At 42.0% G+C, this 19871-nt stretch carries 17 protein-coding genes, 4 tRNA genes and 4 pseudogenes; 10 read left to right on the top strand and 15 right to left on the bottom strand.

What is annotated here, in order from left to right; all coding sequences use genetic code 11:
- Positions 1-41: 41 nt before the first annotated feature.
- Positions 42-977, bottom strand: coding sequence for a DMT family transporter (locus AC4MDD_RS02315; protein ID WP_491882242.1), 936 nt, complete (start codon positions 975-977; stop codon positions 42-44).
- Between the two features lie 104 nt (positions 978-1081).
- Here AC4MDD_RS02315 and AC4MDD_RS02310 point away from each other — a divergent pair, with 104 nt between their 5' ends.
- Positions 1082-1888 (top strand): AraC family transcriptional regulator, encoded by an 807-nt coding sequence (locus tag AC4MDD_RS02310; RefSeq protein ID WP_491882241.1) that lies wholly within the window; start codon positions 1082-1084, stop codon positions 1886-1888.
- A 61-nt stretch (positions 1889-1949) separates the two neighbouring features.
- On the opposite strand, the gene AC4MDD_RS02305 is transcribed toward AC4MDD_RS02310, so the two are convergent.
- The 4 genes from AC4MDD_RS02305 to AC4MDD_RS02290 form a co-directional block, all read right to left on the bottom strand.
- Entirely contained in the window at positions 1950-2594 is a 645-nt protein-coding gene (locus tag AC4MDD_RS02305) for a fumarylacetoacetate hydrolase family protein (RefSeq protein WP_491882240.1), read from the bottom strand.
- A gap of 42 nt (positions 2595-2636) precedes the next feature.
- A complete protein-coding gene (locus AC4MDD_RS02300) occupies positions 2637-3134 on the bottom strand; it encodes a YcxB family protein (RefSeq protein WP_004691260.1) in 498 nt (165 codons plus the stop codon).
- A 262-nt stretch (positions 3135-3396) separates the two neighbouring features.
- Positions 3397-3473 (bottom strand) — tRNA-Arg (locus AC4MDD_RS02295).
- A gap of 254 nt (positions 3474-3727) precedes the next feature.
- Positions 3728-4756, bottom strand: a complete 1029-nt coding sequence (locus tag AC4MDD_RS02290) for an IS701 family transposase (RefSeq protein WP_491882239.1) — start codon at positions 4754-4756, stop codon at positions 3728-3730.
- Positions 4757-4824: 68 nt separating this feature from the next.
- On the opposite strand from AC4MDD_RS02290, the gene AC4MDD_RS02285 reads away from it, so the two are divergent.
- Positions 4825-5505 (top strand): hypothetical protein, encoded by a 681-nt coding sequence (locus AC4MDD_RS02285; protein WP_491882238.1) that lies wholly within the window; start codon positions 4825-4827, stop codon positions 5503-5505.
- Between the two features lie 65 nt (positions 5506-5570).
- Here AC4MDD_RS02285 and AC4MDD_RS02280 read toward each other — a convergent pair.
- The 3 genes from AC4MDD_RS02280 to AC4MDD_RS02270 form a co-directional block, all read right to left on the bottom strand.
- Positions 5571-5647, bottom strand: a tRNA-Arg gene (locus AC4MDD_RS02280).
- Between the two features lie 48 nt (positions 5648-5695).
- Positions 5696-5772, bottom strand: a tRNA-Arg gene (locus tag AC4MDD_RS02275).
- Between the two features lie 14 nt (positions 5773-5786).
- Positions 5787-5876, bottom strand: a tRNA-Ser gene (locus AC4MDD_RS02270).
- 264 nt (positions 5877-6140) lie between these two features.
- Between AC4MDD_RS02270 and rnr the strand changes: the two genes are divergently transcribed.
- Genes rnr through AC4MDD_RS02245 form a run of 5 tightly spaced genes read left to right on the top strand, consistent with a single transcriptional unit; the run spans position 6141 to position 12311 of the window.
- Positions 6141-8579 (top strand): ribonuclease R, encoded by a 2439-nt coding sequence (gene rnr, locus AC4MDD_RS02265; RefSeq protein ID WP_213063781.1) that lies wholly within the window; start codon positions 6141-6143, stop codon positions 8577-8579.
- Positions 8580-8637: 58 nt separating this feature from the next.
- Complete coding sequence (locus AC4MDD_RS02260) at positions 8638-9519, top strand: VanW family protein (RefSeq protein WP_436906091.1); 882 nt, start codon at positions 8638-8640, stop codon at positions 9517-9519.
- A gap of 52 nt (positions 9520-9571) precedes the next feature.
- Positions 9572-11614, top strand: a complete 2043-nt coding sequence (locus AC4MDD_RS02255; protein ID WP_436906094.1) for a M3 family metallopeptidase — start codon at positions 9572-9574, stop codon at positions 11612-11614.
- Between the two features lie 52 nt (positions 11615-11666).
- Positions 11667-11879: a YheV family putative zinc ribbon protein gene (locus AC4MDD_RS02250; RefSeq protein WP_171262515.1), complete on the top strand. Its 213-nt coding sequence runs from the start codon at positions 11667-11669 to the stop codon at positions 11877-11879.
- A gap of 12 nt (positions 11880-11891) precedes the next feature.
- Positions 11892-12311: a hypothetical protein gene (locus tag AC4MDD_RS02245; protein ID WP_004691270.1), complete on the top strand. Its 420-nt coding sequence runs from the start codon at positions 11892-11894 to the stop codon at positions 12309-12311.
- 424 nt (positions 12312-12735) lie between these two features.
- On the opposite strand, the pseudogene AC4MDD_RS02240 reads toward AC4MDD_RS02245, so the two are convergent.
- Both AC4MDD_RS02240 and AC4MDD_RS02235 read right to left on the bottom strand, forming a co-directional pair.
- Positions 12736-13275: pseudogene (locus tag AC4MDD_RS02240) on the bottom strand (TRAP transporter large permease subunit); the annotation flags it as partial.
- Positions 13276-13421: 146 nt separating this feature from the next.
- Positions 13422-13797: pseudogene (locus tag AC4MDD_RS02235) on the bottom strand (TRAP transporter large permease subunit); the annotation flags it as partial.
- A 34-nt stretch (positions 13798-13831) separates the two neighbouring features.
- On the opposite strand from AC4MDD_RS02235, the gene AC4MDD_RS02230 reads away from it, so the two are divergent.
- Together AC4MDD_RS02230 and AC4MDD_RS02225 are read left to right on the top strand one after the other, a co-directional pair.
- Positions 13832-14137, top strand: a complete 306-nt coding sequence (locus tag AC4MDD_RS02230) for an IS630 transposase-related protein (protein ID WP_000122230.1) — start codon at positions 13832-13834, stop codon at positions 14135-14137.
- A gap of 47 nt (positions 14138-14184) precedes the next feature.
- Positions 14185-14679, top strand: coding sequence for an IS630 family transposase (locus AC4MDD_RS02225; RefSeq protein ID WP_005265831.1), 495 nt, complete (start codon positions 14185-14187; stop codon positions 14677-14679).
- 3 nt (positions 14680-14682) lie between these two features.
- Here the strand turns inward: AC4MDD_RS02225 and AC4MDD_RS02220 are convergent.
- The 5 genes and pseudogenes from AC4MDD_RS02220 to AC4MDD_RS02200 form a co-directional block, all read right to left on the bottom strand.
- Positions 14683-15906: pseudogene (locus AC4MDD_RS02220) on the bottom strand (TRAP transporter large permease subunit); the annotation flags it as partial.
- Between the two features lie 182 nt (positions 15907-16088).
- Complete coding sequence (gene rrtA / locus AC4MDD_RS02215) at positions 16089-16661, bottom strand: rhombosortase (RefSeq protein ID WP_004977887.1); 573 nt, start codon at positions 16659-16661, stop codon at positions 16089-16091.
- 71 nt (positions 16662-16732) lie between these two features.
- Entirely contained in the window at positions 16733-17770 is a 1038-nt protein-coding gene (locus AC4MDD_RS02210; protein ID WP_436906287.1) for a hypothetical protein, read from the bottom strand.
- 520 nt (positions 17771-18290) lie between these two features.
- Positions 18291-18677, bottom strand: a complete 387-nt coding sequence (locus AC4MDD_RS02205) for a protein YgfX (protein ID WP_078389882.1) — start codon at positions 18675-18677, stop codon at positions 18291-18293.
- Between the two features lie 5 nt (positions 18678-18682).
- Complete coding sequence (locus AC4MDD_RS02200) at positions 18683-18940, bottom strand: FAD assembly factor SdhE (RefSeq protein ID WP_436906286.1); 258 nt, start codon at positions 18938-18940, stop codon at positions 18683-18685.
- Between the two features lie 192 nt (positions 18941-19132).
- Between AC4MDD_RS02200 and AC4MDD_RS02195 the strand changes: the two are divergent.
- Positions 19133-19774, top strand: a pseudogene (locus AC4MDD_RS02195) (acyl-CoA dehydrogenase family protein); the annotation flags it as partial.
- Positions 19775-19871 lie beyond the last annotated feature (97 nt).

Here is a 19871-nt window from a genome sequence, read left to right as displayed (position 1 = left end):
CTTCACCTTGAATTTAAGACAGATTCAAGCCGACTCAGTATTTACTGCAAAGCCATTTTAAAGGCCTGTATATACTGCTTAATTTTGTGATGCAAACTCACCACCATCACACCCATCAACACAAAGCATGTTCCCACCAAAAAGTTGAGTTCCAGCCGTTCATTGAGTAACACCACACCAAAACACATCCCAAAGATTGGGGTCAAAAAAGAAAAGACTCCCAACTGGGATGCCAAATATTTTTTCAACAGCCAAAACCAAATCAGATAACTGGCAAATGACACGACAACGGTATGGAAAAGCAAACTTGTAAGGGATAATACAGACCAGTGAATCGTCGCTTGTCCCATGAAAAAAGCCACAGGCAATAACACTAAGAAAGCGATAAAGAGCTGATAAAACAAAGTTTGGGTCGCAGGTGCTTCTGCTAGTTTAGTCAACCGAACTGCAATGGTCGTGGCTGCCCACAATACCCCTGCCAAGAGTGCTAAAGCATCGCCCCAAAGTGCAGAACTTGCGGCTGCTTGCGAAGCTGCAGGGCGAAATAAAAATGCAATCACGATCCCGAAAAATGCACATGCAATGCCCAACCACTGGATAAGTGATAAACGTTCTGAAGGCAGCTTCCAGTGCAAACCCAATGCGACAAAAATAGGCGCGGTATAAAGCAAAACCACGGTATGCGCCGCTGAGGTAAAACGTAAAGCTTGAGCGACCAGAAAAAATTCTGCTGCAAATAAAAGCCCAACTAAAATTCCTGCGGGTAAGTAGTCTCGCCCCCACAAAGATGTGCCCTTTGCCAACTTGATCATGGGGTAAACCATCAACGCAGATAAACCTGAGCGAAGCGCAATTTGCATCACTGCAGAAATATCGGGGGCAGCAAGCTTTAACACCACTTGTTGTAATCCCCACAAAATACACAGCCCAAACATAATCCCTGAAGCTTTACTGTCCAGCGCTTGACGACTACTCACGACCTGCTCCACTGAAAAAGATCAAAGCTCACTATAGATTTGTCTGAAATAAAACATATAATTTAAAACAGACAAGAGATCTTCTTATTCAGGCAATTTCAGCCATGCCCCAACGACAACAAAAAAAGAGCGTGCCACTCAAACAATTACCGACCAATGATCATATTGATAAATTATTGTGGATCAGCTTTCGCGAAGACCCCGCGCAGTCGGTTTATCCTGTGCATGGACATGCATGGGGCGAATTTGTATATGCCTTTAATGGTGTGATGGAGGTGAATATCAACCAGATTGACTACCTTACCCCGCCACCTTATGGCATTTGGCTTCCCCCCAATGTGGCTCATAGCAGCTTAAATCGTACCGATGTTTCGCATGGCACCTTGTATATCCATGAAAGCTTATGCACTCATCTGCCTCAACAAGCAGGTATTATGCTCAGCTCACCTTTGGTCTCGGCACTATTTAAGCATTTGAGACAACATAGCCTGCCAGATGATGCACCTGAACACATGCGCTTACTCTATGTCTTGCTTGACCAATTACACCATGCAGAATTGGTCAGTAGCTATTTACCGCACTCTGAACACCCGACCCTAAAAAGCATTTTAGATTTTTTACATATGCACCCTGCGGACAACAGTTCTTTGCAACAACTGGCAGTACAGCACAATATGACTGAACGCACACTCGCACGTTATAGTCAAAAAGAACTTGGCATGTCCTTGAATGAATGGCGACAGCGCTTAAAAGTCATGAAAGCCATGAGCATGCTGACAGAGGGAAAAAAGGTCGAAAGTATCGCACTGGATTTGGGCTATGCCAATGCATCGGCCTTTATTAATATGTTTAAACGCTGGATGGTATATACCCCCGATCAGTTTCGCAAACTGTACCATAGTCACCAATAACGCTAAAAAAAAAGATCACCGAAGTGATCTTTTGAATGATGAAGGTTTGAAAGTCTGCAAATTAAGCTTTGACAAAGGTATTCCACGAATAGTCTTGTTTTTTGCCTTTTAGGGTCATTTTCAACTGCTCACCCGCCTGTAATGCAGCGACCCCAGCAGGTGTGCCTGTCATGACCACATCGCCTGCTTCCAAAGTGAAGACTTGGCTAATGTCGGCCAGCAAGGTGCCAATGTCAAAAATTAAGTGTGCAGTGTTGCCCGCTTGGCGCAGCTCATCATTAACATGAAAACTGTAATGCACATCATCCCAGTCCTGTACCACATCGGAAACAGCAACCCAGTCTGCCAGCACACACGAACCATCAAAGGCTTTAGCACGTTCCCAAGGCTGGCCTTTGGTTTTTAAGTCATCTTGTAAGTCACGCAAGGTTAAGTCCAAACCTAAAGTCACAGCTCCCACCGCTTGCAGGGCTTGAGCTGGATCGGCGGCTTTGCTTAGGCGATGGTCAATGCGTAAAACCAGTTCACATTCATAATGGCAGCTGCCCCATGCAGGATTCCAAGAAATGCCCGCATCTAAACTGAGCAAACTGCTCGGTGGTTTGATAAATAAAACGGGACGATCAGGAATCGCATTGCCTAATTCTTTGGCATGGTCTGCATAACTACGACCGACACAGACAATTTTAGATGGACGTGTACTCATGATCTTCCTCTGATTTGTTGATGGTGTTATGGAACAAAATGCTTATTTTTTGAAAGTATTTTCAAATTTTGCTTGATCCGCACTATCGGCCAACGCACGCTTAGGCACAATCACCACAGTACGGTTTTTCAGCTCAAGCATATAGGTCAACTTGCCACTGGCAAACTTTTGCACTTCATTATAATGGACCACTTGCTTGCGACCATTGGCATAAATTTCCGCATAATCTTGGTATAAATCGATGCCTTGCTCACTTTTACCAAACTGATATTTCACAAATTGGCGCTTAAACATCATCGGCAGAAACCAATAGCGCATGAGAATTTGTAAAACCAAGAAAAATATACCCAACGCCACATAGTAGCGACCGACACCTGAAAAGCCGAGCATAAAGCCCCACACAATAATCCCGACACTAATCAACGGCGTGATAAAACGCGTCATTTGCTTTTTACCAAAGGTCGCTAAGGCAAAACCATCTTGGGACTCTTCTAAAGTGAGGAAATAACGTGTCGATAATGCAGGCTTGTTCTCTGACATAGGGTCATATCAAATAGCTAAAAATATTGTGCTCAATACTACAACACAATCGGTCATTTTTTTAGGACTTTAGCAGATCGATGTTGATTAGTGGCGATCCACTTAAGCCGAGGCCATACCGATATCAGAGCCACATTATAAAACTGAGATGTAAGAAACAACTGCATACATACGCAAAAAGATCCATCCCTGCTATGGATTTCTACTGAACAGAAAGTGCAGGCACAAAAAAACCGCAACATGTGCGGTTGATTGTTCAAGTTGGTGCGCTCAGAGAGATTCGAACTCCCGACCCCTTAGTTCGTAGCCAAGTGCTCTATCCAGCTGAGCTATGAGCGCGACGTCTTGATGGGGTGCATTGTATATGGTTTATTTCATTTTGGTAAGTCATTTTGTAGTAACAAACCATCAAATGTTTATTAATCGTACATAAATCAGATTAAGTCGCTAAAAAATATATAAATAATTACAACATTCACTCAATACATTAAAAATTAGTGCAAATTCACAAACAGCAACCACAACTAGTATGAGATTCTTTATAATCAAATAGAAAAATTACATAAAATTAATTTAATAGGACTTACGCACTATTATTTATAGATTCTCTGTGGTAGCAGATGATTTTTATCGAGAATAAAGTCATCAATGAAGTTTTTGATAACTGGTCTAAATAATTTCTTCTGCCAACGATATACATTTTCAAAGATCCGCTCAAACTGGTTCTTTTGTATCTCGACGTAGGCCATCAAGGCTGAAAAAATATGATTCAAAATCAGTTTAGATCGTCTTACTTGAAACTTTTCAATATGACAAACCTGTTTAATCACTCGGTGATATTGTTCTATTTTCCAATGACTTGAATGTAATTCATGAAAACCCTCAAAGGACAATAAATCATCTTCATCTTGATGCACAATATAAAACCTCTGCTGTTCTTTTAACTGAGTCTTAAATAATTGTACAAAGCCAAAATCTTTGAGCCAGACCACTTGACCCTGATGGAAATTCGGCAATAAACGCAGTTGAAACCATTGTCCTTTTTCTGGGGAAACCTTACGGTTACAGTCGATACCAAACATAAATCGAATACCATATTTTCTTATGGTTTTTAGATTTGCAGTCGATGAATACCAACTATCACCTGTAATAAATTGAATCTTTGCACCCCAACTGAGTACTTCACTTAACATATCCATAAAGTAATCATTCTTGGTTTTACCTTCAGATTTGTCATAAATTCGGAAATTAATTGGAATATTTTGACCATTTTGATCTGTCGCATACAAGGTAATGAGATTAATACCCTTGACGGATCGGTGGTGTTTGCCTGACCAAAAATAGCTAACTAAGTCCATATGCTGACTATATGGTTTATCTAAAACAGTATCATCAATACTGACTATAAGTTTATTATTATCAATATGTTGAATTGCTTCTTGATATAGGTCGTGAGGTGTGTAGTCTTCACGTTCTAGAAAGCGATTTACACTATCATGCGAGATGTTATAAGTCTCGGCAAGTTGTGTGCAGCTAATAGAGTTCGGTTCTGTCATGAGAAAGCCCATATAAATGGGTAGAGTACAAGTTGCTGTAGAAGCATTTTTAATTCGTCTGATCACAGATACTTTATAAAGTATTTTAATACTTTTTTGAATCCGTCAATGCGTAAGTCCTATTTAAGATACAAATGCCAAATCAAGCAGATCAATCAACTTTAAACATGAGTAAAATTGGACCAGCAATAGCATCTGTACTTATCCTGCTCATCGTCATTGGCTATTCTATTAAAACAATAAAAAATCAAGTTCGATATATTGAAAGCTTACACTCAAACGAATGGCACGTATTTGAAAGGCATATGACTTCAAACTATTTTTTTACCGTGTCAAAATTTCGAGATAATAGTAAAAGCCTATATATAAGCCAGAATGGTGACGTATTTTATTCTCAACTTTGCACTAACAAACTAAAAAATATCTGTAAATTAGCTTATTCATCTGAAATAAAAGTTGAAAGTGTACTATTTTATGCTCAAATACATAAACGGACAGGGCGATATACTTCACTACATTTAAAAGACATCATTTTCATAGATCAAAATAATCGCCAACAAACATTTAATTATTTAACTACTTCTCCAGATGATCAAAACTCTATTTCTAATAAAAAAAATAGCGTATGGATTTCACTCATACTCATATTTATAAGTTATTTATTCTTCGGATCTGTGGCATCTTTTCAGATTTCCGATAGCATTCCTCAAAATATTAAAATGCAAAAAAAGATCAATAAAACTATTATTATCGCAATCTGTATATGTTACTGCCATTTAATTGCAATCACATTAATTACATTCTTGAGAAATTAATATTTTTCAAATATAAAACGATCAGACACAAAAAAACCGCAACATGTGCGATTGTTTGTTCAAGTTGGTGCGCTCAGAGAGATTCGAACTCCCGACCCCTTAGTTCGTAGCCAAGTGCTCTATCCAGCTGAGCTATGAGCGCATTACTTGTGTGCCCATTCAGGCGATACGTTACATACAGTTTACTTATTGGTGCGCTCAGAGAGATTCGAACTCCCGACCCCTTAGTTCGTAGCCAAGTGCTCTATCCAGCTGAGCTATGAGCGCGACATAAGTAAAGTTGGCGGTGAGAGAGGGATTCGAACCCTCGGTACAGTTACCCGTACGCATCCTTAGCAGGGATGTGGTTTCAGCCACTCACCCATCTCACCGTAACGTGCGGCCATAATACAAACTTCATGCTAGCACTGCAAGCACAGACACTCAATTTTTTGCATATTTCTGTTCAATTAAATACTTTTTAAACAATTTAGAGCGGATTCAGCCGAATTTATTCTTTTCTCTATATCTGCATGTTGAATAAAACAGCAGATATTCTAAATTGCCGACATAAAACACAATATTGCAATCATTTGCGTGCAGTCTGTCTTCGCATGACTTATGCTAATCCTATCTACTGACATACAGCCAAAGACATTATGAAAAATTGGGTCGATCCTGAAGCAAAAGCTGAAGCTGAACGTTATGACAACCCTATTCCGAGCCGCACGCTCATTTTAGAAACCATCGAAGAAAAAAAGACGGCTTTATCGCATGCGGACTTGGTCGAAATTTTTGAAATTGCAGATCAAAAAAGCATTGAAGCGCTCAGCCACCGCTTAATTGCGATGGTTCGTGATGGTCAACTGATGAAAGATGGCTTCAAGTTTCAAATTGCCGAAGAGCAACCTGAACATGAAGCAACGGTTTACATCAACAGTAAAGGCTTTGGCACGGCGAATATTGCAGGTCATGAAGACTTACTTCTACCTGAACGCGAACTGCGCCAAGTGTTTAATGGTGACCGTGTTAAAGTGCGTCAAACCTCAGTAGACCGCAAAGGTAAAGCTTGGGGCTTTATTACTGAGGTAGTGCAACACCGTGTGAAGCAAATCATTGGTAAAGTATCAATACATGATGGTGAATACTTTATTCAGCCAGCAAATCCGAATGCGCACCAACCGATTACTTTAGAAAAAGAGTTAATCGAACACGCACAAGTCAAAGTGGGCGATTCGGTTCGTGTCGCAATTGATGACTACCCAACCAAAGATGAGTTGGCGACAGGTCATATTGTGCAATCGATGGCAGACAAGGCCGACACTGAAATTATTATTCCGCAAACCATTTTAGAGTTTGGTTTGCCTTATGAGTTCCCAGAAGAAGTGATTAAAGAAGCAGAAAGCTTTAAAGAGCCTTCAGCGCAAGACCGTGAAGGTCGTATTGACCTACGTGATTTAGCCTTAGTCACTATTGATGGTGAAGATGCACGCGACTTCGATGACGCGGTCTATGCAGAAAAACGTCCAGGCGGCGGTTACCGTGTGGTTGTGGCTATTGCAGATGTCAGTCACTATGTCCGTTCTGGCAAACCACTGGATGATGAAGCCCAAGAACGGGGTACATCGGTGTATTTCCCGCATTTTGTTTTACCGATGTTGCCTGAAGCTCTTTCGAATGGCTTATGCTCACTCAATCCACATGTAGACCGTCTATGTATGGTCTGTGATCTAAACCTGTCACGTGCCGGTCGCGTCACCAAGTTTGAGTTCTACCCGTCTGTGATGCACTCAAAGGCACGTTTAACCTATACCAATGTTGCCCAATACTTTGAAGGCGACAGCAGTGCCATTCCTGAAGACCGTGATGTGCGCAAATCCTTGAACACCCTGTTCCAACTCTATCAAGTCCTCAAAGGTTTACGTGCTGAACGCCATGCCATGGAATTTGAAACCGTTGAAACCTACATGACCTTTGATGAGCTCGGTGGCATTAAGGAAATTTTACCGCGTACGCGTAATGATGCGCACAAATTGATCGAAGAATGTATGTTGTTGGCAAACGTAGCAGCGGCTGAATATGCGCTACAACATGATGTGCCAATGTTATACCGTATTCATGAGCCACCTGAGTTTTCACGTATTCAAAAAGTACGCGACTTTGTCAAACTGCTAGGTCTACCGTTCCCAGAACAGCCGACTCAGAAAGACTACCAAGCCGTGATTGATGCAACCAAAGACCGTATTGATGCTCCAAGTATCCATGCAGTACTGTTACGTTCAATGATGCAAGCCTACTACGGCGCGAATAACGCGGGTCACTTTGGTTTGGCATATGAAGCATATACGCACTTCACTTCTCCAATTCGTCGTTACCCAGACTTGTTGTTACACCGTGCCATTAAAGCCAAGTTAAAACATAAACCGGCACCTCTTTCAGGGGCTGCTTTGGATGATGCTGGTCAACATTTCTCGGCGACTGAACGTCGTGCAGATGAAGCGTCTCGCTCTGTCACAACATGGTTGAAATGTCATTATATGCAGCAGCATTTGGGTGAAGAATTTGTCGGTACCATTTCTGCCGTAGCGGAATTTGGTCTGTTTGTGACACTCAAAGACTTATATGTTGACGGCATGATCCATGTCAGCCAACTAGGCGATGACTACTTTGTCTATGACCAACCAAGTCAGAGCTTGATTGGGCAGGCACGCGGTCAAAGCTTTAGCTTGGGCGATGAAGTGAAAATCAAAGTTGCAGCAGTGAATTTAGAAGACCGCAAAATTGATTTTGAATTATTGCAGCAACTCTCACATGGTGGTCGGCCCATACGTAGTCGAGCACCCCGTGTTGGTAAAGCCAAAACAGCACGAAGCGAAAGTAAAGAAGAAGTCTTCAGCGAGTCGACAAACGCCTCTCCCAGTAACAGCGGAGACCAGCCCATACGACGCAAAAAAGATAAATCCCAACCTAGCTCCTACAGCAAAAAGCCTGGTAAAAAATCTTCATCAAAGTCTGAAACAAAGGTTAAAGATAAAGTGAAGAAAAAGTCGAAACCTAAAAAGAAAAAATCAAACGCAAAAGCGAAAACTGAGTAAATGATGTAAAAGGTGCTAGGGCTTAATGTGTCCTAGCACCTTTTTTCATAGGGCCAACATGAATTTTTTGCGTTTATTTTTAAGCAAACCCATCAGCCAATACCATCCCCTGCTTTATTTCATGGCGACGCGTAGCCGACGTATGAGGCGCTATTGGCAGTGGAAAACAGATGGGAAAGACTATGCCCATTCATTTTCTGACGTCCCTTTGGCTTTTCGCGTCAAAAAGCATCAGTCCGTTCTGATTCGTAAATTAGGCGACAGCGATCAACACTGGCAACACAATAAACTCATCAATCTCAAAATTGCCAGTCCGTGTATTTCCGGGATTTTAATCCATCCACAACAGACTTTTTCTTTTTGTCAGTTGGTAGGACAACCAACAACTCAAAAAGGCTATGTTGAGGGAATGGAACTCAGCTTTGGTCAAGCACGCGGTGGTATTGGTGGCGGTATTTGCCAAATTGCTAATCTCATTCACTGGCTTGTCTTGCATAGCCCATTGCAAGTGGTACAACGTTCACAGCATTCCTTTGACCCTTTTCCAGATCATGGTCGTGTACTTCCATTTGGTAGTGGCGCTGCAATTTTTTATAACTATATTGATTATCAATTTTACAACCCCACCCCGCATAGCTTTCAAATTCGGCTGTGGTTTAGTGAGAAATGCCTAGAAGGTGAACTGCGTTGCTCAGTCGATTTAGGCTATGTCTATCACGTGTTTGAACAACAGCATGCCTTCCTAAAAATCGAGACGGACTACTACCGACAAAACGAAATTTGGCGACACCGCAAAGAAAAATATAAAAGCGGTGAAATCTTAGCAACTGAATGTATGACCCGTAACTTTGCCAAAGTGCTTTATCAGCCCTCACGCATTGATCAGCACTACCCATCATGGGCTGAATTTCAAGCGGCGCAAAACATCAAAACCAATTAAAACTTGATTTCCCGCGGCATCACCCTTACATCTAGTGATAACTGAACATTTAATTTGGCTTAAACGCATGACATTAGAAAAAGCAACCTTGCCTGTTCCACAGTTTGATCAAATCACCTTAGTACAACTCCAACAGCAGATCGAACAAGCCATTCAACAGGGTCAACATTTCTTAAAAGACCTGAGCGAAGTCCCTGAATCAATTCAGGCACAGCTTGCGATCTTAGAACAAGTTGATCATTTAGAAAATAATATGAGTGAAGCATGGGGCGTACTGTCCCACCTCAATGCGGTCATGAACAATGCCGAGACTCGTGAGGTATACCAGTCACTATTACCAAGTTTAAGTGAATACTATACCGAGTTAGGTCAACACACAGCGCTGTATCAAACCTATCAACACATTCATGATGCTGCGCAATTTGATCACCTCCCTGAAGCCCAACAAAGTGCGATTAAACTTGCACTGCGCGACTTCAAACTGTCAGGGGTGGCTTTAGAAGGTGAAGCCAAAAAACGTTATGCAGAAATTTCGGCACGTTTATCACAACTGTCTTCAGACTTTTCCAACCATGTTCTTGATGCAACACAAGCCTATTTCAAACCTTTAGCGGACCACGAACTGGCAGGCTTACCACAAAGCAGTGTAGATCTATTAAAACAATATGGTCAGCAGCGCGAACTGGATCAACCCGTTGCCACTTTAGACTTCCCGTCGTATCTGGCAATTATGACCTACGCGGAAAACCGTCCTTTACGCGAAGAACTGTATCGTGCCTATACCACACGTGCATCAGATCAGTCTGAACACGCTGAGTTTGATAACACCGCAGTGATGGAAGAAATCTTAAGCCTACGTCTGGAAATGGCTGCACTGTTAGGTTTCAATAATTATGCCGAGCTTTCATTGGCCAGCAAAATGGCGCCAAATGTAGCAACGGTAGATCAGTTCTTACGTGATTTGGCTGAACATTCACGTGCCCCTGCGCTCAAAGAAGTGGCGGAGCTGAAAGCCATTGCCGCTGAAGATGGCATTGATGATTTAAAACCGTGGGACAGCACGTATTATTCGGAAAAATTGAAAGTCCAACAGTTCAATTTATCTCAAGAAGCACTCAAGCCCTACTTCCCTGCACCCAAGATTTTGCAGGGCTTATTTAGCATTGTGAATCGTCTTTATGGGATTCAAATTGTGGAGCGTGAAGCCCCCGTTTGGCACCCAGATGCACGCTATTTTGAACTAGAAGATCAAGGCGCAGTGGTCGGTGGATTCTACTTTGACCTCTATGCACGTCAGGGCAAACGTGGTGGCGCATGGATGAGTGGTTTCCGCTCTCGCACCCAAACAACGCACGGCCTACAAAAACCGATTTGCTATATGGTGTGTAACTTTACGCCACCAGTGGGAGATCAAGCAGCGCTACTGACACATGATGAAGTGATCACATTGTTCCATGAATTTGGACATGGTTTACATCATATGTTGACAGAAGTCGACAATATTGCGGTTGCGGGGACACACGGCGTGGCATGGGATGCGGTAGAGTTACCAAGCCAATTCATGGAGTTTTGGGCATGGGATACCGAAAGCTTAGACCTGCTCAGTGCACATATTGAGACCCAAGAAACCTTACCAGAAAGTCTACTGAAAGCCTTGCTGGACGCGCGTTTCTTCCAATCTGGCATGCAAAGTTTACGTCAAATTGAGTTTGCCCTGTTCGATCTCAGCATTCATAAAGCAGCCCCTGCTTTGAAAGCAGATCAGATCCAAGCCACCTTAAATGACATCCGTGCACAATACGCTGTTTTAGAGACTACTCCTTATAACCGCTTCCAACATAGCTTCAGCCATATTTTCGCAGGCGGCTATGCAGCGGGTTATTATTCTTATAAATGGGCGGAAGTTTTGGCCAGTGATGCCTTCGATCGTTTCGAAAATGAAGGGATTTTTAATACTGCCACTGGAAAAGAATTTCGCCAGTTTATTCTAGCAGTTGGCGGAAAAGATACAGCGCTTGATGCATTTATCAATTTCCGTGGGCGCGAGCCAAAAATAGATGCTTTACTTCGTCATCAAGGTTGGACGAACCGCTAAAAAAGTGAGTAAACTAGGCGCCTAAATTGTTCAGAAGGTAAGTCTAATGACTATTAAACGTCGTTTCATTGCAGGTGCAAAATGTCCTAAATGTCAGGCGATGGATCGAGTTGTTATGCTTACCTCGAATGACGATGAATGGATTGAATGTATCGACTGTAGTTATTCTGAGAATCGTCCAACTCATGTAGACGAGCCTCAGATCCCCGCTATCCCTGACGAGGTTGGGGTCATTCAATTTAAACCACGTCAATCCAAAGAATAAAGGTTGAATCGAATGTCGTCCGTACAACACAACAACCCTAAATTACTCTGGGGTATTACAGCAGGTTTAGTCGCAATCATTGCGATTTTTGCACTTTATCAATGGTTGTTTGCTGCACAAGAGTCTGCAACACCGATGCACCAAGCGGAGTTGATTCAACCGACCGTGAAGGCGCTTCCAGAAGCTGAAAAAGCAGCTTCGACCGCCATGGCTGACAACACCATTAAATTGGTCGAAGAAGATATTTTAAAAGCACCTGTACCTGAAAATGCCTCACTTGCCAAAGAAGAAGTGGCGAAACTGGACGATATTCAAAGCCAGTTGAAGGAACAGGAAAAGAGCTTGCAAGCACAGCACAAAGATGCCGATGAACTGGTAAAGCTCAAAGAAGAACAAATTAAACTGTTAGAAGCCCAATTGGCTGCTCAGTAAAATACGGTTATTATTTTAAAGACGTTAGCCTATCGACTGATATGCTAACGTCTTCTTTTGCCCTGCTGCTTCACCCACCTATTCAATCAGCGCAAAGCCATTACACAACTCATCATCTCTTTTGAACTACCTCCACTAATAAAGTCTCTAGTCGCTATACATCACAACCCCTAGCTCATGCCAAGGATATCTTTTAGATGGACTTTATTTGTCGATTGGCTCTTATCATTGAGCCTAAGTACGGGCTGATTTTTTAAGATAGGATGCTTAGCAATATCGTTGTACTTTGATTTGATATAAGTGACGATTTGAGTGGGTAATTCCTAGAAAGAAGCTATTTTCTTCAGAAGTATCTCCAATAACTCCAAAACATAAAAAAAGCATCCGAAGATGCTTTTTTTATGTTCTAACTCAAGTTCACAACTTAGTGATACCAGCCAAATAACTTAAAGAAGTATGGAACATAAGCAATGATCAGCATCGCTGGGAACAACACGATCAAGGGTAAAATCCAACGTTCATAACGATAATAGAAAGACAAATGACGCACTTCCTCATCGGCCTCATTCACCTCGGCATCACCAATGGATTGTCTTGCTAAAAGATGATTAAGGGCCACAGGTGGTGTCACATAGCCCAACTCAAAGCCAATCAAGGTGATCATCCAAAAATGGACAGGATGAATACCATATTGATAGGCCACAGGTGCAACCGTCGCAGAAATCAAGATCACGGCGCCAAACGGATCCATAATCATCCCAACAAAGACCATCAACCCCAAAATCAGAGTAATGACCAAGAACGTACTGCTAATATCAGTTGGGAAGAAACTCATCACCTCCGTACGTTCAAGCAATCCGCCCACGCTCACCGACAGCGCCATTAAAATGACCAAAGCACCAATGTGTCCAACGGTTTCACTGGTCGAGATATGCATCGACTTCCAAAAACCGACTTGGCGTAACACGTCCATGGAACTAGATTGAACCACCCCATGATTCACCACTTGTCCATCATCTGCGGCATTACCATGTAGCCCTTCACGGTATTCTGCATGGGCAACTTGAGCCCCTGCCAATACAGGTTCACCACCCGAGTTATAATTTGCGCTGAGTGTCTCATCCCAATGCCCCACAGCAGGCAAAGGCGCAGGCTGATGACGTAATTTATCAAACAACACGATCATCAATAAAATCACAGGCATCATCACGGGTGCAGTAAATTCATTTAGGTCAGTGTCTAATAAGAATTTATAGAACATCCACGTGAGGACAAAAATCACGATATAAGGCACAACTGCTAGGAATGCGCGCCCTGATTTCGGTGCGGCCAAACTCGGTGCCGCGATGCGGAATTTACTCTCTGCAAAGAAGAGTGAAACTACTAAAAACAGTGTTGAGGTCAGTAAGAACGTGTAAACACCATATTGATAAAGCAGGTCCGTCGTGACTTCTTTGTTTAAGGATGCCACCACGACAATCAATATAGTCAAATCATTATAAAACTAATACAATGGTGCAATGAGTTATTCAGAACATTTTAGACGTAAAATTTTAGCTAAGCTTGAGGAAGGTTATTCTATTCGAGCGGTAGCTGCACAATTTGAAATTAATAAAAATACCATTGTTGAATGGAAGAAACGTATAGAGATTAAAAAAACTCGTGTACGTAAACCTTCTAAAATTAACGATGATGCTTTACGTGAAGATGTTGAAAAGTATCCTGATGCTTATCAATATGAACGTGCTGCACGTTTTAATTGTGGTGTTTCATCTATTGGTGCTGCATTAAAGCGCTTAAATATTACAGTTAAAAAAAGACGTTAAGCCATCCTAAAGCAGATACAAAGCTTAGGGATAAATTTATTCAGCAAGTGAATGAATTAGAAAAAACCCACCCGATTATTTATCTGGATGAAAGTGGTTTTAAGTCACATGATTACAGACCTCATGGCTACTCACGAAAAGGAGTACCCTGTTTAGGGCAATATAATTGGCAATTAAAGAATCAGACCAATGCCATTGGAGCAATCCATAAAGGGTATTTATTTTCAGTAGGTTTATTTGACTGCAAAATCAATTCAGATGTTTTTCATTTTTGGATTGAGCAATTCCTCATACCAGCATTACCTGAAAATAGTGTAGTGGTTATGGATAATGCAGCATTTCATAAAAGAGCAGATATTCTGGAGTTATTGGAACAACAAGGGCATAAAATTCTTTGGCTTCCTGCATACAGCCCTGATTTAAATCCTATAGAACAGATGTGGGCATGGGTTAAACGTAAGCGTAAAGAATGGTTGATCGACTCAGTCGATGAATTATTTCGAGTTTTTTTCGAATCCTGTATGGATAATAAAGTAGTTTGACTATAAGCATGGACGCAAAACTACACCCAGCGAACCCGACATTGCCGTTGCAGCCAAAGCAAACTGACGACGTCCACCTGCATTCCAGACTTCTTTATAAATAATCGCCCCTGCTGCAATCACAAAGATCCCCGATGCACCGGTATATGCGGTCGGTAAAGCCGCAGCGATTAAAATCAACCAAGTTAAAGTTTTAGGCGCCAAATTCCATGGACGCAAAATATTTAAGAACAGATCCACGACACGAGTTTGTTTCAACAACATACCCGCCCAAATAAATAGGGCTAAATTCAGGAAAATACTGGAGAATTCAACCAGCTGTCCCAAGTAAATCCCTTGCCCCATGGGGTAGTCCATGAAGAAGATAAACGCCACACCCGTAATCACCGCCATGTAGGCATACAGAGGCACACTCAGGAAAGCAAAGCCTAGACGCCCGCCGGCTTTGGTCTCTTTCGGTGGGCTAAACAGCTGCCACACACTTATCAAGGTGAGTACCGAAAACAGAATCATCCACAGCCAATAAATCAGCTGGGTTTCGCCATTCATCGGTACACCCGAGTCTTTGACTGAGTTAAATTGGCTAATACTCGAGTAAGTCAATAAACCATTACCCAGTGTCATCAGTAGGCTATAAACTCGATAATCCAGCTTGGTTGCAGGGCCACGCAAACCAATATGATGGATTTTTAAGGTGGCACTAATCGCAGCTAAAACCACCATAAAAATTAATAGAATGGCGCGATTTTCTGTTCCAAACTTAAAAATACCAAAAAAAGTGGTTTCAAAATTACGATAGGCACGGATACTTGGATGTGCCTCCATATGTTGCATGGCTTTATCATAAAACTGATACTTTTCTTCACACTGCTGCACACCTGCCAAAATGGACGCACGCACATCAGCCTCCGAAGCCGTACCAAAAAAGTCTGCGAACTCATCTGCAGCGTTGGCTTGCATTTGAGTCTTGACCAAAGCATCCACATTCGGCTGACGATTACACTCTGGCTTGGCTGGCTCTGCCCTTAAAAAAGAGTACTGCATACCCGTGGCTGGATCGCCATATAAGCGCTCACCCATACGCAGTAATTGGCCATGAATCATTTCACCTGTACCAATTAACAGCGTAAGTAACAGTAAAATCAGAATGACAAAAGTAGAAATCCACTCGGTCCATATATACTTCAGCAGATCGAGTCCTGATCTGCGCTGTCCATGATTCTGCATGTTGTTTCCTATTTTTATTACCGCTCTGTCCAGCGTTATGCACCGCAGAACCTGTCGTTTTAGTCGGCTCGAGCTTGTCCTTTCTCTATACCTTTAGATTTTTGTTTTGTTTATCTTTGCATCAAATTTATATTTTTGAATATGACAATCTGGATTTTCTTTTTAGAATTTAGGTCAATCCTCTATTCATCAAATAGATTCACCCCGATTAAATACAAAGCTGCAATCACAATTCCCCAGATCACGCCCAACAAATGTGCTTCAACCAAAACTGGACTCCCGATCAGTTCCGCCGTAGCACTCTCGCCAAAGGTGTTTTCCCAAATCAATTTGCCTAAAATAAGAAACAACACCAAACTCGCAAACATCCGTTCTTTACGGTATAGCAAATGGACAATGGCTATGGCAGTGAACATTCCATGCAGCACACCAGACAGCCCTGCATAAGCTTCAATATCCGCCAGAAAATAATAAAAACTGAGACTAATCAACGGCGGTAAAATCAGCAATAACGCCACAAAATGCCAGACACGGGCCCGTGGAAAAATAAAAGGCAAACACATAAAAGCCAGCATATTGAGTGCAAAATGAATCCATCCCACATGCACCCAGTGCGCGGTCCACAAGCGCCAAATTTCAGGAAAAATATCCACTCGCCAATAAATAAATTGATCTTTAAAAATCTGTAGGCATGCCGAGATCGACACGACAAACGCAATCAAAATGATTTTTCGATTCAGAAATTGATCATGCATCACATGTCCTTATCGTGTTGCTCATTTATTTATTGTTATTTTTTCTGCGCTGCGGCTCAGTTTAAAATTGGTTAACTTTCACTAAACAACTCATCTAGCTCAGAGCGGTCTTCTTTTTCATCCCAGAAATGCGCCATACCACCATCCCCAGTTCGTGTCCCCGTGTGTTCAGTCCAATAACGATCTGAAATCCCCTGAACCATACTCGAGGCCATACTATCAATCAGTTTAAATTGTGGATTGCTCTGTTTTTCATCGCTATAGGAAGCCGCATAACTTTTCAATGCATCACGAATCTTGGCATCGTCACCACTGGCTTGAGCCGCTACAGCATACATTGCATGAGATAAACTAACCCCTTTTTGCTCCCCAATTTGCATCGATTGTTTCAAGGTCTGATACGGATCAGGTTTGCCTTCACCCGCACCTGGCAATAAGGTCCAAATCACCGCACGTGTTGCATTCGGTGCACCCCAAAACTTTTCATTGTCTAGACACACCATCCCACGTTCAACAATAGCCGCAATGTCTTTAGGAACATTGACTGCACCACCTGAGTTAATATCATTGGTCATGGCTTGTAGCCCACTCAACATCCCCAGCATATATACAGTTTGATCCAAATCGCTGTTCATTTTTGGACAGCCTTCGCCCAATGGTTTCTTATATTTCTTTTCCCAGCGGTTTTGAAAAAGTTGATAACCAGTATATTGCCGTTGTGCTGCTGTCGCCGCCCAACGCTTTTGTTCAATTCGAGCATCCTGTGCTTCAGAGACATTGCCTGCTTTCGAGGCACGCAAATAACGTAACTCTGCCTCAAGCGCCTGATTCTCCGCACAAATACCTGATGCTGAATAAAGTAGAACCGCCACACGAGTTGGATCTGCCCCCATGTCTTTGGTCGACATAATCGCAGGAGTCAAAGCATTGCCTGAGTTACACACCATCTCAGCGTCTTCCATGGCTAAAATAGGCGGTACTATATGTTTTTCACTAAACCCAAGCGCAACATTGGCACCTGTTTTAACCACTTGTGAACAACCCGAAAATAATAAACTTGTAAGCGCTACAACAGCCACACCTTGGCCTATTTTTTGGACTTGCGACATTTTCCTGTCCTCTATTTGTATAATTGTATGTGTCCATGCTGACAAACATAGCAGAAGCATTTTCCGAAGAAAAGAGTATTTACTCTAAATCAGATCACTACTCTGCCATGAAATAAAAAGCGGAAAATTGACTAAAATGACGCCTCAACTTTTTTTTAGGCAAAAAAAAGTAGCATAGCGACGGTTCGGCACATGCTACTTATCAACTGGGAAGCCTAGCTAGGCTTTATTTGGTGCAAATCGTTCCTTCAGCACAGTTCCTAATCGTCCTATAACAATCGCTAACACAATTGCTACCACTAGAAACATCCAAGTTGGGACCATCATACGATTTTCCTTGTTTGCTGTTGGTGATTTGAATGTACATTTTAAAATCAAAAAACTGTAGGAAAGTTGTCTGACAATCCCAAAAAGCACATCAGTTTCTTCAGATATGTCAGACAAAGCAAGACTCCATATATTTATACTTATTATTTTTCAATAACTTAATTAAATTGTATGAGTTAAAATTGTCCAACAATTATTGCATTTTAGTGAGTATTTTCAGAGCTTTCCATTGTGTGATGGGTAACTGATCACACCAAACCAACATCGGTTTTGCTCTAAAGTGTTGAAAATAAATCACAATATAAGCACGATGATCAACAATATGGCTGATTTGCACTCGTTGCACATTGGTTTGTTTCTGAAGTGACAAAGACCAATCACGGCCATCTAAATGCTGAAGCTGAAAATGTCGCGGCCCACGTAGAAAAAACAAATACAGCACAAAGCCTGCAACCAAAGCGATCAGCCACACTCCTAAAGGAAGTAGCTGATACAAGACCAGCATCAGAACGGCATAAATCGACAACTGAAACACATAAGCCAGACGGCTGGGTTTAAGTTGAAAATGACGATGTTCCATTGCACTTATCCGTGTACATAATGCTTTAATTTTTGAATCAAGGTTTTCATTTCAGGGCGTGGCGGCTCAGAGACTTCCATAAACCAATCCAACAAATCTGGATCTTCTTGTTCAACCAAGGCAGCAAATATGGCCTTTTCCGCAGGATCTGCCTGAAGATAATAATTTTTCACATAAGGGTCAAAGTACACATCAATTTCTTTTAAACCACGACGTGCACGGTAGATTACTTTACGTTCTTCCAAGCTCATTTCTTCAGACATTACATTCCCCAAATTAATTGAAACGGCTTAGTTTAACCGATCACACCGCCCTCGCCACTAGTTAAATGTCGCAATTTTAACAACTGGCAAAACTCATCAAAAAATCAAATAGATTTGAGCATTCAGTCCATTGTCGCATGTCCTGCTTTTCACTACTCTCTTAGCAAAATAACAACATCAGGATGAGCTTCCATGCAATCAGGCGCAATTCGCCCGTTAAACAATATGCTGCCGCGCAACTTATTTAATACTGAACATGAGGCATTTCGAGAAACTGTGCGAAAGTTTTATGCCAAAGAAGTTGTTCCAAATATTGAAAAATATGAACAACAGCAGCATGTAGATCGTGAGCTATGGAATAAAGCAGGTGCCATGGGGCTACTGTGTGCCACCATGCCTGAAGCTTATGGTGGCTCGGGTGTAGACCGCTTGTACAGTATGATTTTGATTGAGGAGCAAGCCTATGCCATGGATTCCTCAACTGGGTTTTCACTACACTCGGACATTGTCGCAAACTATATCAATAACTTTGGCAGTGAAGCACAAAAACACCATTGGTTAACGCGGATGGCTTCGGGTGAAGCCGTCACAGCCATTGCGATGACTGAACCTGGTACAGGCTCAGACTTGCAAGCGGTACGAACAACGGCTGTTTTAGACGGGGATGACTATATTATCAATGGCTCCAAAATCTTCATTACCAACGGCTATCTCTGCGATATGGCGATTGTGGTCTGCAAGACAGGCGACAGCGAAAAAGGTTCAGCCAACCTCTCATTAATCATCGTTGAAGCTGATCGTATGGGATTCAGTAAAGGTAAACCGTTATTTAAAACCTACTTAAACCTACTTACGTGGGTTTAATGTTTAATTCCTACTTCATCATCAAGAACCAATTGCTATTGCGCTTGGGATTACCTCAATTCCATAG

The organism is Acinetobacter sp. CAU_H_29a_1 (assembly GCF_058599505.1).
Note: the sequence above shows the minus strand (reverse complement) of the source record. Positions and strands in the feature narration are given on the sequence as shown.

What these genes read in the sequence shown, in the direction of transcription:
- AC4MDD_RS02310 (WP_491882241.1), top strand. Translation starts at nt 1,082, where the DNA reads ATGCCCCAACGACAACAAAAAAAGAGCGTGCCACTCAAACAATTACCG.
- AC4MDD_RS02305 (WP_491882240.1), bottom strand. Translation starts at nt 2,594, where the DNA reads ATGAGTACACGTCCATCTAAAATTGTCTGTGTCGGTCGTAGTTATGCA.
- AC4MDD_RS02300 (WP_004691260.1), bottom strand. Translation starts at nt 3,134, where the DNA reads ATGTCAGAGAACAAGCCTGCATTATCGACACGTTATTTCCTCACTTTA.
- AC4MDD_RS02285 (WP_491882238.1), top strand. Translation starts at nt 4,825, where the DNA reads ATGCCAAATCAAGCAGATCAATCAACTTTAAACATGAGTAAAATTGGA.
- AC4MDD_RS02260 (WP_436906091.1), top strand. Translation starts at nt 8,638, where the DNA reads ATGAATTTTTTGCGTTTATTTTTAAGCAAACCCATCAGCCAATACCAT.
- AC4MDD_RS02245 (WP_004691270.1), top strand. Translation starts at nt 11,892, where the DNA reads ATGTCGTCCGTACAACACAACAACCCTAAATTACTCTGGGGTATTACA.
- AC4MDD_RS02230 (WP_000122230.1), top strand. Translation starts at nt 13,832, where the DNA reads ATGAGTTATTCAGAACATTTTAGACGTAAAATTTTAGCTAAGCTTGAG.
- rrtA (WP_004977887.1), bottom strand. Translation starts at nt 16,661, where the DNA reads ATGCATGATCAATTTCTGAATCGAAAAATCATTTTGATTGCGTTTGTC.
- AC4MDD_RS02210 (WP_436906287.1), bottom strand. Translation starts at nt 17,770, where the DNA reads ATGTCGCAAGTCCAAAAAATAGGCCAAGGTGTGGCTGTTGTAGCGCTT.
- AC4MDD_RS02205 (WP_078389882.1), bottom strand. Translation starts at nt 18,677, where the DNA reads ATGGAACATCGTCATTTTCAACTTAAACCCAGCCGTCTGGCTTATGTG.
- AC4MDD_RS02200 (WP_436906286.1), bottom strand. Translation starts at nt 18,940, where the DNA reads ATGTCTGAAGAAATGAGCTTGGAAGAACGTAAAGTAATCTACCGTGCA.